This window comes from Halobacterium sp. CBA1132 (genome assembly GCF_001485535.1).
In the GTDB taxonomy this organism is placed as follows: domain Archaea; phylum Halobacteriota; class Halobacteria; order Halobacteriales; family Halobacteriaceae; genus Halobacterium.
The window spans coordinates 1,354,431-1,366,514 of the sequence record NZ_BCMZ01000001.1 but is presented as its reverse complement, the minus strand read 5'-3'; the positions used below and the strand labels follow the sequence as shown (position 1 = coordinate 1,366,514).

At 64.1% G+C, this 12,084-nt stretch carries 12 protein-coding genes; 9 read left to right on the top strand and 3 right to left on the bottom strand.

Translation table 11 applies throughout. From position 1 onward, the window contains the following. Nucleotides 1-40 precede the first annotated feature (40 nt). Genes acs through AVZ66_RS07040 form a run of 5 tightly spaced genes read left to right on the top strand, consistent with a single transcriptional unit; the run spans nucleotide 41 to nucleotide 4,870 of the window. A complete protein-coding gene (gene acs / locus AVZ66_RS07060; RefSeq protein ID WP_058983140.1) occupies nucleotides 41-2,038 on the top strand; it encodes an acetate--CoA ligase in 1,998 nt (665 codons plus the stop codon). A gap of 57 nt (nucleotides 2,039-2,095) precedes the next feature. Continuing rightward, nucleotides 2,096-2,503 carry a DUF4212 domain-containing protein gene (locus tag AVZ66_RS07055; protein ID WP_058983137.1) on the top strand — a complete coding sequence of 136 codons (408 nt, stop codon included), beginning with the start codon at nucleotides 2,096-2,098 and terminating at the stop codon, nucleotides 2,501-2,503. After that, a complete protein-coding gene (locus AVZ66_RS07050; RefSeq protein WP_058983135.1) occupies nucleotides 2,500-4,194 on the top strand; it encodes a cation acetate symporter in 1,695 nt (564 codons plus the stop codon). The genes AVZ66_RS07055 and AVZ66_RS07050 overlap by 4 nt, the downstream gene beginning before the upstream one ends. Next, nucleotides 4,194-4,661 carry a universal stress protein gene (locus AVZ66_RS07045; RefSeq protein ID WP_058983134.1) on the top strand — a complete coding sequence of 156 codons (468 nt, stop codon included), beginning with the start codon at nucleotides 4,194-4,196 and terminating at the stop codon, nucleotides 4,659-4,661. The genes AVZ66_RS07050 and AVZ66_RS07045 overlap by 1 nt, the downstream gene beginning before the upstream one ends. Next, nucleotides 4,658-4,870 carry a hypothetical protein gene (locus AVZ66_RS07040; protein ID WP_058983132.1) on the top strand — a complete coding sequence of 71 codons (213 nt, stop codon included), beginning with the start codon at nucleotides 4,658-4,660 and terminating at the stop codon, nucleotides 4,868-4,870. The genes AVZ66_RS07045 and AVZ66_RS07040 overlap by 4 nt, the downstream gene beginning before the upstream one ends. A gap of 17 nt (nucleotides 4,871-4,887) precedes the next feature. Here the strand turns inward: AVZ66_RS07040 and AVZ66_RS07035 are convergent, their stop codons facing one another. Beyond that, nucleotides 4,888-5,442, bottom strand: a complete 555-nt coding sequence (locus AVZ66_RS07035) for a DoxX family protein (RefSeq protein ID WP_058983130.1) — start codon at nucleotides 5,440-5,442, stop codon at nucleotides 4,888-4,890. A 527-nt stretch (nucleotides 5,443-5,969) separates the two neighbouring features. Further along, nucleotides 5,970-7,130, bottom strand: a complete 1,161-nt coding sequence (locus AVZ66_RS07030) for an acyl-CoA dehydrogenase family protein (protein ID WP_058983129.1) — start codon at nucleotides 7,128-7,130, stop codon at nucleotides 5,970-5,972. 134 nt (nucleotides 7,131-7,264) lie between these two features. On the opposite strand from AVZ66_RS07030, the gene AVZ66_RS07025 reads away from it, so the two are divergent. Both AVZ66_RS07025 and rdfA read left to right on the top strand, forming a co-directional pair. Further along, the gene (locus AVZ66_RS07025; protein WP_058983126.1) at nucleotides 7,265-8,053 is read left to right on the top strand and encodes an SDR family oxidoreductase; all 789 of its coding nucleotides are present in this window, start codon (nucleotides 7,265-7,267) and stop codon (nucleotides 8,051-8,053) included. 86 nt (nucleotides 8,054-8,139) lie between these two features. Then, on the top strand, nucleotides 8,140-8,766 hold the full coding sequence (gene rdfA, locus AVZ66_RS07020; RefSeq protein WP_058983125.1) for a rod-determining factor RdfA: 627 nt from the start codon (nucleotides 8,140-8,142) through the stop codon (nucleotides 8,764-8,766). Nucleotides 8,767-9,638: 872 nt separating this feature from the next. Here rdfA and AVZ66_RS07015 read toward each other — a convergent pair. After that, nucleotides 9,639-10,868 carry an FAD-dependent monooxygenase gene (locus tag AVZ66_RS07015; protein WP_082678803.1) on the bottom strand — a complete coding sequence of 410 codons (1,230 nt, stop codon included), beginning with the start codon at nucleotides 10,866-10,868 and terminating at the stop codon, nucleotides 9,639-9,641. A gap of 187 nt (nucleotides 10,869-11,055) precedes the next feature. On the opposite strand from AVZ66_RS07015, the gene AVZ66_RS07010 reads away from it, so the two are divergent. Continuing rightward, entirely contained in the window at nucleotides 11,056-11,475 is a 420-nt protein-coding gene (locus tag AVZ66_RS07010; protein WP_058983124.1) for a pyridoxamine 5'-phosphate oxidase family protein, read from the top strand. Nucleotides 11,476-11,555: 80 nt separating this feature from the next. After that, nucleotides 11,556-12,083: a winged helix-turn-helix domain-containing protein gene (locus AVZ66_RS07005; protein ID WP_058983122.1), complete on the top strand. Its 528-nt coding sequence runs from the start codon at nucleotides 11,556-11,558 to the stop codon at nucleotides 12,081-12,083. Nucleotide 12,084 lies beyond the last annotated feature (1 nt).

Sequence of the window (12,084 nt, the reverse complement as noted above, 5' to 3'; positions counted from 1 at the left end):
CCGGTACTTAACACGGATGTCGTGAACGATTGTGATGGATATGCCAGACCAAGACGCTGACTCGGAACTCGAAGTCCGCCTCCCGGAGGGAGAGGTCTTCGAGCCCCCGGAGTCGTTCGTCGAGCAGGCGAACGTCTCGGACCCCGACATCTACGACGAGTTCGAACAGAACTGGCCGGAGTGTTGGGAGCGGGCCGCCGACCACCTCTCGTGGGACGAGTCCTACGACACCGTACTCGACGACTCGAACCCGCCGTTCTACGAGTGGTTCACGGGCGGCGAGTTGAACGCGAGCTACAACTGCATCGACCGCCACGTAGAGGACGGCCGCGGCGACGAGGCAGCTCTCGAGTGGGTCGGCGAACCGACCGACGAGACGCGCACGTACACGTACGCCGAACTCCAGCGTGAAGTCGAGGAGTTCGCGGCCGCACTCCGGGACCGCGGCGTCGAGGAGGACGACATCGTCACCCTCTACATGCCGATGATTCCGGAGCTACCGATTGCGATGCTGGCGTGCGCGCGCATCGGCGCGCCGCACTCGGTCGTCTTCGCTGGCTTCTCCGCGGACGCCCTCGCCACGCGGATGAACTCCGCGGACTCGGAGCACCTGGTCACCTGCGACGGCTACTACCGCCGGGGTGACCCCCTCGACCACCTCGAGAAGACCAACGAGGGACTGGAAGGCGTCGACCACGAGGTCAGCGACGTGGTCGTCGTCGACCGCCTGGGGGACGACGGTTTCGGCCACGACCTCGCGGCCAACCAGACCGACTACGACGACATCGTCGCGGAGTTCGAGGGCGCCGAAGTCGACCCCGTCCCGCGGGACGCCGAGGACATGCTGTTCCTGATGTACACCTCGGGGACCACCGGTCAGCCGAAGGGCGTCAAACACACGACGGGCGGCTACCTGTCGTACGCGGCGTGGACGAGCCACGCGGTACTCGACGTCAAGCCCGAGGACACCTACTGGTGTTCGGCGGACATCGGCTGGATTACTGGCCACTCCTACATCGTCTACGGCCCGCTGTCGCTGGGCACCACGTCGGTGATGTACGAGGGCACCCCGGACTACCCGGACAAGGACCGCCTCTGGGAGATCGTCGACGACCACGACGTCAACCAACTGTACACCGCGCCGACGGCGATTCGCGCGTTCATGAAGTGGGGCAAAGAGTACCCCGACCAGCACGACCTCTCGAGTCTGCGGCTGCTGGGGACGGTCGGGGAGCCAATCAATCCGCGCGCGTGGAAGTGGTACTACACGCACATCGGCGACGAGGACTGTCCGGTGGTGGACACGTGGTGGCAGACCGAGACAGGTGGCATGATGATCACCACGCTGCCCGCCATCAACGACATGAAGCCGGGGTCGGCGGGTCCGCCGCTCCCCGGCATCGACGCGAACATCGTCGACACCACGGGTGAGGAAGTGGGCGCCGGCGAAGCCGGCTATCTCACGGTCAACAACCCGTGGCCGGGGATGCTGCGGACGCTGTACGACAACGACGAGCGGTTCATCAACGAGTACTGGACCGAGTACTCGGATACCGACAGCAGCGACTCCGAGGACTGGGTCTACTTCCCGGAAGACGGCGCGAAAATCGACGAGGACGGCTACATCACCGTGCTCGGGCGCGTGGACGACGTCATCAACGTCTCCGGCCACCGCCTCGGCACGATGGAAATCGAGTCCGCCATCGTCGGCGTCGAGGGCGTCGCGGAAGCCGCCGTCGTCGGCGGCGACCACGACCTGAAAGGCGAAGCCGTCTACGCGTACGTCATCACCGAGGACGGCTACGAGGGAGACGAGGACCTTCGCGAGCGCATCATTGCCGGTGTCGAGGACGCCATCGGCCCCATCGCGCGACCGGAGGAAGTCGTCTTCACGACCGAACTCCCGAAGACGCGCTCGGGGAAGATTATGCGGCGTCTCCTCGAAGACATCGCTAACGGCGAGGACCTCGGCAACACCTCCACGCTGCGAAATCCGGAGGTCGTCGAGGACATCCAGTCGAAGGTCTCGGACGACTAACGACACACCCCGATTTTCACAATCACACCACGGAACGAAATCACAGACCACTCAACTATGACAGACAACGACAACCACGACTCGACCGACGAACCGTCCGCCGAACCGGACGGCGGCGCCGTCGCCGGCGCCTCCCATGCCGGGGACAGCACCGACTATCTCACGTCGGAGGTGAACCTGCTGCGGCCGAGCACGCCGTTCATGCGGGACCACCTCCGCATCATCTGGACTGGCTTCGCCATCTGGGCAGTCGTCGTCTTCGGTCCGGTAACCCTGACTGCAATCGCGCCGGACGTGATGACGTCGACGATGCCCGTCATCGGCTTCCCGCTGCACTACTTCCTCGTCTCCATCGGCGCGCCCGGCGGCGCGCTGATTCTGGCGTTCTGGTACGCGCGAAAGCGCGACGCCCTCGACGAGAAGTACGGCATCGAGCACGCGACTGACGGAGGTGTCTCCGAATGAGCGCGCTCCTCCCGTACGCGGGCAGCGCAGTCGCCCAATCCGGCCTCCTCCCGGAGGGACTGAACGTCTCGTTCAAGCTACTGCCCGCCATCCTCGTGACGGCGATGCTCGCGCTGTTCCTCGTCATCGGCTTCGTGTTCAAAGTCGCCGACACCGAGGGTATGTGGGTCGCCGGACGGTCCATCGGGAACGTCGAGAACGGCATGGCGATCGGCGCGAACTGGATGTCCGCGGCGTCGTACCTCGGCATGGCCGCACTCATCGCCACCTCCGGATTCTACGGGCTGGCGTTCATCGTCGGCTGGTCGACCGGCTACTTCGTGCTGCTAATCTTCATGGCCGCCCAGATGCGGCGGTTCGGGAAGTACACGGCACCGGACTTCGTCGGCGACCGATTCAACTCCGAGACCGCCCGCGCCATCGCCGCGCTCACGACGTTCCTCATCGCGTTCGTGTACGCCATCGGGCAAGCCCGCGGCATGGGGCTGGTCGGCCTCTACATCTTCGGTGACCTCGGCATCCTCGGGCTCACCGGCTACCAGTCGATGGTCGTACTGATGATGGCCATCACAGTCGGGTATCTCACGCTGTCCGGGATGCTCGGCGCCACGAAGAACATGGCCGTCCAGTACGTCATCCTCATCGTCGCGTTCCTCGCGGGCCTGTACGTCGTCGGGTTCGTGAACGGCTACTCGACGATTGTCCCGCAGATCGAGTACGGGGCGTTGTTCTCGGCGCTCGGCAGTGAGTTCAGCGAACCGTTCGTCGGCGGCGGCTACTACCTGTGGATTGCCACCGCGTTCTCGCTGGTGGTCGGTACGTGTGGGCTCCCCCACGTGCTCGTTCGGTTCTACACGGTCGAGAGCGAACGCACCGCGCGCTGGTCGACGGTCTGGGGGCTCGGCTTCATCCTCCTGCTGTACCTCGGTTCGCCCGCGTTCGCGGCGTTCGGTACCGACCTCTACGCGAACAACATCGGTCCCGTCTACGGCGACCCCGGCATGACCGCGGCCGCCGGTGACGTCATCGTCGTGCTCGCCGCGCAGCTCTCGAACCTCCCAACGTGGTTCGTCGGCCTCGTCGCGGCGGGCGGCATCGCGGCCGCCATCGCGACCACCGCGGGCCTGTTCATCACCGGCTCGTCGGCCATCTCGCACGACATCTACAAGAACCTCATCAACCCCGACGCGACCCAGCGCCAGCAGGTGTTCGTCGGCCGCATGAGCATCATCGCACTGGGCGTCATCACGACGCTCGCCGCGCTCGACCCGGCTGCGCCCATCGCGGCGCTCGTGTCGTACGCGTTCTCGCTGGCTGGCGCCGTGCTGTTCCCGATGTTCTTCCTCGGTCTCTGGTGGGAGAACACGAACCGTCAGGGCGCACTCGCCGGCATGACCACCGGACTCGTCATCTGGACGATTCCGATGATCAACGAAGTCGTGCCGAACTACGGGCTGCTCAGCGGTGCCGCGGGCTCGGACGGCATCATCTCCGCGACGCTCGCGCAGTGGCTGCCCGCCATCGGCTCCGCGCTCGTCGCTGTCCCGGTGGTGTTCGCGGTGACCATCGCCGTCTCGATGGCGACCGCCGAACCCGACCTGGAGACGAAGAAGCTCGTCCGGCAGTGCCACAGTCCGGAACCGATGAGCCAACAGGAGAGCGCAGAAGACGTCGTGAGCTCTGACGACTGATGTACGACAATATCCTCGTTCCGACCGACGGCAGTGAAACGTCACGCGCGGCGGTCGACCAAGCGGTCGACCTCGCGGAGAAGTACGACGCGACCGTACACGCGTTGTTCGTCTTCGACGTCGACGCGACGACGCTCGCGCTCGGCACCGAGCAGGTCGAACGCATCCGGCGCGGGAAACTCAGCGAGATGCCGGAAGTGAAAGCCGAAGCCGACGAGGCAACCGGCTACGTCGCGGACGTCGCCGCCGAACACGGCGTCCCCGTCGAGGAGCACGTCACGGCCGGCGAACCCGCACGCGCCATCCGAGAGTTCGTCGAGAACAACGACATCGACCTCGTCGTGATGGGGAGCCACGGCCGCTCCGGGCTCTCCCGCGTCGTGCTCGGTAGCGTCGCCGAGAAGGTCCTCCGGCGCACCCGGCTGCCGGTGTTAGTCGTCGACGCCCGCGGGGAAGAAGAGTCGTGAGCCTGCTCGACGCTGTCCGCGACCACGTCGTCGAACACCACGACGGCATGCTGTTCGACCTCGCGTTCGCGTTCGCGTGGGTCATCGTCGTCACGCTGCTGTTCGAGACGTTCGGAGCGCCGCAGTTGGTGTACTACGGCGCGCTCGCGAGCGGCGTCGTCGCCTACTACGGGTTCGTCTTCTCGCTGCAGCACGCGAAAGAACAGTAACGGAACCACTCCGTTTTCTAGCCGAGCAGGTAGCGCATCCACGGATAGCGCTCGACGAGTGTCTCGCCGCCGACGTCGTAGTTCTCGATGTACGAGTCCAGACCGAGGACGCGCCCGGCGCCGAACGCCGCCACGGACAGGAACACGAGCATGTACGCGAAGTCGCCGTTGATGTAGCCGTGGGTGACGTCCCAGTTGCCGAGGTAGAACAGCAGCATCATGAACGCGCCCCAGAACGCCGCGAGGCGCGTGAGACAGCCCACGATGAGGCCGAGGCCGATGAGCACTTCGCCCCACGGCACGGCGAGGTTCAGGAAGTCCACGAACCACGGCGTCTCGCCCATCGCGACGAAGAGGTCCGCGACCGGACTCCCGTTCGCGGGCGGCGCGTTCTGGAGATAGCCGGCGGCGTTGAAACTCCCCTCCAGTACCTTGTCGGCGCCGCTCCAGAGGAACGCGACGCCCATCATCAGTCGGAGCGCGAGGATGAACCAGACGCTCAGCGAGTGCAGTTTTCCGACGGCGGTGAAGCCGGCGACGGTGCTTTCGAGGCGGTGTTCTTGAGTTGACATACCTACTGGGAACAACACCACCTACCCACATTAGAATGGTGGCTGGTTCTCGGGAGCTTAGAAGTTCTCCGTCGGAATCTGTGATTCACTCTGTGATGGCCCGCGCTGGCGCCGTCCGTGCCCGTCGGTCGGGAAATCCGGAGACCCGTCGCCGACTCTGACTCCATAGGCAAGAGGCAAATATACCAGAAAAATATATTATCTATAATTTTGGTATCTTTGGCTGTTTGTAGTTCGGGGAAATTGCGCGGTCTGGTCTCCGTCGAGCGCCCCACAAAAGTCTGTTTGTGGCCTAAGACGCCAAAATTTGCTCTTCGAAGCTCTGTCTTCGGGTTCTATTCAAGCCCTACAATGGAATAGCCGGAAACTGCACCTAAGGTAACTATTCTTTTGTATAGGACGCGTATAACTGGATGAAGGAGACAAATGGCGGAGGGACAATACGAAAACTCCGCTCGAACGAGTCGCTGCTCGATATCGCTACAAAATATAATAGAATAGGTAGAAAATACTGGATACCATCTATATTACTCGTAGGCTGGGATGCCGGTGAGGTCTTCGCCGAGAATCAGCGTGTGGATGTCGTGGGTGCCCTCGTACGTGTAGACGGTCTCCATGTTCGTCATGTGGCGCATCGGCGAGTAGTCGGTGGTGATGCCGTTGCCGCCGAGCATCTCGCGGGCGACGCGGGACTGGTCGCGGGCCATGCGGACGTTGTTGCGCTTCGCCATCGAGACGTGCTGGGGCCGCATCTCGCCCGCTTCCTTGAGGTCCGCGAGGCGGTGCGCGAGCAGTTGCGCGAGCGTAATCTGGGTCGCCATCTCCGCGAGTTTCTGCTGTTGCATCTGGAAGCCGCCGATGGGCTTCCCGAACTGCTCGCGGTCTGTGGCGTACTCGCGGGCGGTCTCGAAGCAGTCCCGGGCCGCGCCCACCGCTCCCCACGCGATGCCGAAGCGGGCCTGCGTGAGACACGACAGCGGCCCCTTCATCCCCGAGACGCCCGGCAGTCGATTCTCCTTCGGAACTCGGGCGTTCTGCAGGCTGATCTCGCCCGTGATGGACGCGCGGAGGCTGAGTTTGTCGTCGATTTTGTTCGTCGTGACGCCGTCGCGGTCGGTCTCCACGAGGAACCCCCGGACGGGGTTGTCGTCCTCGCTGTGGTCTTTCGCCCAGACGACCGCGACGTCCGCGATGGGGGAGTTCGTAATCCACGTCTTCGAGCCGTTCAGCACGTACTCGTCACCGTCCCGCTCTGCGCGCGTCTCCATCGCCGAGGGGTTCGACCCGTGCTCGGGCTCCGTGAGGCCGAAGCAGCCGACGGCCTCGCCGGTGCCGAGTTTCGGCAGCCACTCGTCTTTCTGCTCGTCGCTGCCGAACGCGTGAATCGGGTACATCACGAGCGCTCCCTGCACGCTCGCCATCGAGCGCAGACCGGAGTCACACGCCTCCAGTTCCTGCATCAACAGCCCGTAGGACTTCTCGCTGACGTTCGGCAGCCCGTACCCCTCCAAGTTGGGCGCGTAGAACCCCATCTCTCCCATCTTCGGGATGAGTTCCTCGGGGAAGGTGCCGTCTATCCAGTGCTGGCCGACGCCCTCGACTTCGCCGTCGACGAACTCGCGGGCGGACTCAAGCAGCAGTCGCTCTTCCTCGTCGAGGTCTGCTTCCAGACCGAAGTAGTCGAGCATACGCCGAGCTATCGACTCCACAGACAAATAACCACCCGCTCGCGGGCCCGCGGGCGAACGTAGCGCCCTCTCGCGCTCGCGGGTCGCTTGCCTGTACGGAAACGTTTTCTGACGCCGCTCCAGTTCATCGTAGTATGGACCTCGAAATCGACGGCAACGCGGCGCTCGTGACAGCCTCTTCGAGTGGACTCGGCAAGGCCTCCGCGAAGGCGCTCGTCCGCGAGGGTGCGGATGTGGTGTTGAACGGTCGCGACGAGGACCGACTCGCCCGAGCGCGCGAGGACGTCGAGGAAGTGGCGAATGGGGATGTCGTGGCAAAGCAGGGCGATCTCACGGACGCCGACGACGTGACGGCGCTCGTGGAGGCGACCGTCGAGGAGTTCGGCACCATCGACCACCTCGTGACCAGCGCGGGCGGCCCGCCGTCGGGCGAGTTCCTCGACATGGACGACGAGGACTGGCAGGAGACGTACGAACTGCTCGTGATGAGCGCCGTGCGACTGGCGCGCGAGGCCGCGCCGCACTTGCAGGACGGCGACGGCGGCACCATCGTCACTATCACGTCCAGCACCGTCAAGGAAGCCAAAGAGCAGTTGGTGCTGTCGAACTCCGTCCGGATGGCCGTTATCGGTCTGGAGAAGACGCTCTCGAAGGAGTTCGCGCCGGACGTCCGCGCGAACGCCGTCCTCCCGGGTTCGCACGAGACGTCGCGCATCCGCGACCTCATCGACCAAGCCATCGAACGCGGGGACTACGACAGCTACGAGGCGGGACTCGCGGACTGGGCGGACAACCCGCTCGAACGCGTCGGCGACCCGATGGAACTGGGGAACACGGTCGCGTTCCTGAGTTCGCCCAAATCCGGGTACATCAACGGCGCCGCGGTGCCAATCGACGGCGGCTCGACTGCGTCGAACCTGTAGCGTCGGGTGGCGTTCGGCCTCGCCGCGACGTGGCGAGGTCGGCTCGCAGGCGTAAGTATAACTGTCCGTGATTGCATACCGGACGTATGGGCGACGCAGAGCACGACACTGGGAGCCGCCGGAGCAAGGTCGCGCGGCTCGTCGATGAGTACGGTCTCGACGGCGTTGGCGCGGAGTTGGAGGCGCGCTGGACGGCGACGGGCGACGACCACTGGAGTCTCCGGGACCTCGCGACGCACTTCAACCGGGAACTCGTCCGGGAGCGCCTCTACGAGGCCGGCATCCACCCTTCCGAGTCCGAGGTGGGGGACGTCGTTCGTTCGTTGACCGGCGGCGGGACGGGTGCTGCCGAGCAGACTCAGCTCCGCCGCCGCCTCGAACGCGAGGGCGTCGACGTTGACGCCCTCGGGGACGACGTGGTGACCTATCAAGCGGTGCGCAGCTATCTCAAGGACTACCGCGGCGCGGAGTACGAGCGCGACACCGGCGACCGCCTCGAAACCGTCGCTGACGCCGTGCAGAAGCTCCGCGGACGGCTGGTCTCAGTGACCGAGACGAAACTTGACCAACTCCGCAGCACGTCCCGCCTCACGCTGGGGGAGTTCCGTGTGATGGTCGACGTGCGCATCCTCTGCACGGAGTGTGACAGCCAGTACAGCGTCTCCGAGTTGCTGACCGCGGGCGGTTGTGACTGCGACGAGCAGCGAGCATAACACGAGTAACGATGTTATTCTGAGAGGGTGCCGGCGACGAGCCCGCGACTCGTGTTTTAGCGTCGCTGTCCGCACGGGTGGCGTGGCCCCTCCGTGGTCACGGGGAGCGTTCTCATCAACTGTGGGATACGCCGGCATTCCCACACGTTCACGGTACTGTCGCGACCGCGGGATTACACTGGTTGCTCTCTACGGAGGTACAGTGGTGACTGTACGAGTATTGAGGTCGAAGAAGTTACACTTATTGGTGTTCTCCCACAGCGAACGCTAGATGTGGCTGGTCTCTGCTTCATTCTGGATAAAAATCTATGAAATAATGCTGCCCGGTCGTGGAGTTCGTGGTTCAACGGGGCGCACAGACTGTGTCAGAGAACACGATATTTACTACGGACGCGATGAATCTATCTCTACCAGTGACAGCTGATTCTCGATACCACTAGAGAAACGGATGTAGAACTTGCTACACTGGCTGTAATAACTCTAGAGGCTTCGAGAAAAACTCCAGGAAATACTGTTCTGTGTCACCGAACGGACTTCGGGTACTGATAAACGGAGGTAAAGCTCGTAGGGTGGAAAATGCGCGTGAGGACGGCTGACACACGACTGAACACCATATTTGCCGCGTACTCGTCGCTCTGCTCGGAATCACAGTGTATCGGCGCGGTTTCCGGTCCGACACCCTATTTCGTTCCCCGTGACCGAATCACACGGTAGGGCGCGATCTCGTCCGCGTTCCCGGCGGTCTGAATGCTCTCGTTTCCGTGAGCCAAGTACTCTGGGGCTCCGATAGGAGTCGTCAGCGTCGGGAGAGCGAAGAAACGGCGCGTAAAGAGAAAACCGACTGTGCCTCGGTTCGGTCCGCGTGGGACCGACTAGTACTGCCCGATGGTCACCGGCGGGCCGCCGTGTGGCCCGTACGGCGCGTCGTCGAGCCACTCGCCCGCGGGCTCGTAGTACGGCGACGCCTTCGCGGCCAGCCACTTCTTCGCTCGCGTGACGTAGCTGTCGCCCTGCAGGTACTCCAGCGCTTGGCCGGCGGCGTTCTTGTTGTACTCGGCGGCCTTCAGGCGCGTGATGCCGTACTGGGTGATTTCGGCGGCGCGTGCAGACTCGACGTCCGCGTTCTGTGCGACCGTGATGGCGCTGGCGGCGGCTTCCGCGTCGGCCACGCCGGAGTTCATCCCGCGCGCGCCGAACGGCGCGAACAGGTGGCCGGCCTCGCCCGCGAGCAGCACGCGGTCGTTGTCGTCGACCATCCGGTCGGCGATGACCTGCTTGAACTTGTACTGGGAGACCCACTCGACGCGGTCGCGGTAGCGCTCGCCGAGCGTCCTCGCGACGAGTTCGCTGATCTCGTCGTCCTCGGTCATCTTCTGGGGGTCGTCGTCTTCCTTGCACTGGATGTCGACCCGCCAGCCGCCCTTGAACGGCACGAGCAGGACGTTACGGCCGTCCACGCGCGGGTGGTCGTAGTGGAACACCCGCTCCTGCATCAGGGGGTTGTCCTCGTCCTCCTCGATGTCCGCGATGATGAAGGAGTTCGCGGACTCGGTGCCGTCGAACTTCCCGCCGATTTCCTTGCGGACCGTCGAGCCGGCGCCGTCCGCGCCGACGACGTACTCGGCGGTGTACTCCTCGCCGCTCTCGGTTTCGACGCGCACGACGTCCTCGCTGGAGTCGACGGTCTCGACGCCGTCGCCCCAGTGGACGTCGATGCCGGCGTCCTCGACGGCGTCGAGCATGTACTCCTCCGTCCAGACCTGCGGGAGACTGGAGAAGTGCGGGAGGTCGCCGTCGCCGCCGGGGTCGGGGTAGGTGCGTTCGAACACTTCCTTCCCGCGGAACAGCGTCCGGCGGGTCGACCAAATCATGCCGTTGTCGACGAGCCGGTGGCCGAGGCCGGGGGAGGCGTTCTCCAGCGTGCGTAGCGTGTCCTTGTGGACGTAGATTGCTCGGCTGCCGGGCCGTTCTCGGTCCTCGGGGTCGGCTTCGAGGATGATGCTGTCGACGCCTCGCGCGTTCAGCGCGAGCGCGGCGGTCATGCCGGTCGGGCCGGCGCCCGCGATAACGACGGGTGCGTCTACCTCGTCTGAGCCACTCATGTATTACAACCCACGTGGAACAGGGGTATAGATGTTTCCCCGCTCGATAGCACGCTACAATAGTGACCAGTACACGATACTGTCGGAAAGGACGAACATGTTCGTACCCGGTTTCTTCGTACCCCTACACTAACGTGTTCGTATGGAAGCACCAGATGCGAGCGACCGGCCCCTTCGTGGCGTCGCCATGGACGAGAACGAACGCGACGAGTTCCTCCGTGAGCGCGGCATCGGCGTGCTGTCGCTGGCCAGCGAGAACGTCGCGTACGGGATGCCCATCTCGTTCGGGTGGGACGGCGAACACCTCTACTTCATCCTCCTCCAGTTCGGGGAGGACAGCGAGAAACTCGACTACGCCGCCACCACCGAGCGAGCGACGTTCTCCACGTACAACTTCGAGGACGAACACCACTGGCGCAGCGTCGTCGCACGCGGCCCCATCGAGGAAGTCTCGGCCGACGACACCGACGACGTCACCGAGACGATGTTCGAGAACGCCCAGTTCGCCAGCCTGTTCCCGCACGGCGAACCCATCACCGACCAACCCCGCTACCGCCTCGTTCCCGACGAACTGACGGGGCAGAAGGGGCAAGGCCACGACGCCTGACCGGCCCACGCACCGCTTTTTGTCGCGGCGACGGGCGACAATCACGAATGCTTAACAGTGTTTACCCGAAAGGAGGCGTCATGACAAACGACACACCGGCGTACGACTTCAAGGACCGCGACGTGGTCATCCTCCGGGAGCTAGCCAAAGACCCCGGCGTCTCCTCCCGCGACCTCGCGGACATCCTCGAAGCCGACTACGACATCGACGTCTCCTACGTCACCGTCAACGAGTCCATCCGCAACATGCGCGACGCCGGCGTGTTCCGGGAGGCCATCGTCCCGAACGAGGAGTACTTCGTCTTCGAGCTGTTCGAGTTCAAGTTCAACCCCGAGTACTTCGCCGACGAGTGGCGCGAGACGATGGAGCACATCCGGGACTCCGAGCACACGCTGATGTACTTCCTCTCGGACGGCGAGTACCAGTGGAAGTCCATCATGCTGTTCCCGACCCGCGAGCAGGGCGAGCGCTGGCTCCACGAGTTCTACAAGAACCACGGCAAGACCGTGCTGAACGTCCGCACGTCCGTGATGACGAACGTCCTGGAGTTCGGCGCCAGCCCCGACCTCTTCGACAACATCGACGCGGAAAACGGGAATTCGCTGTAGG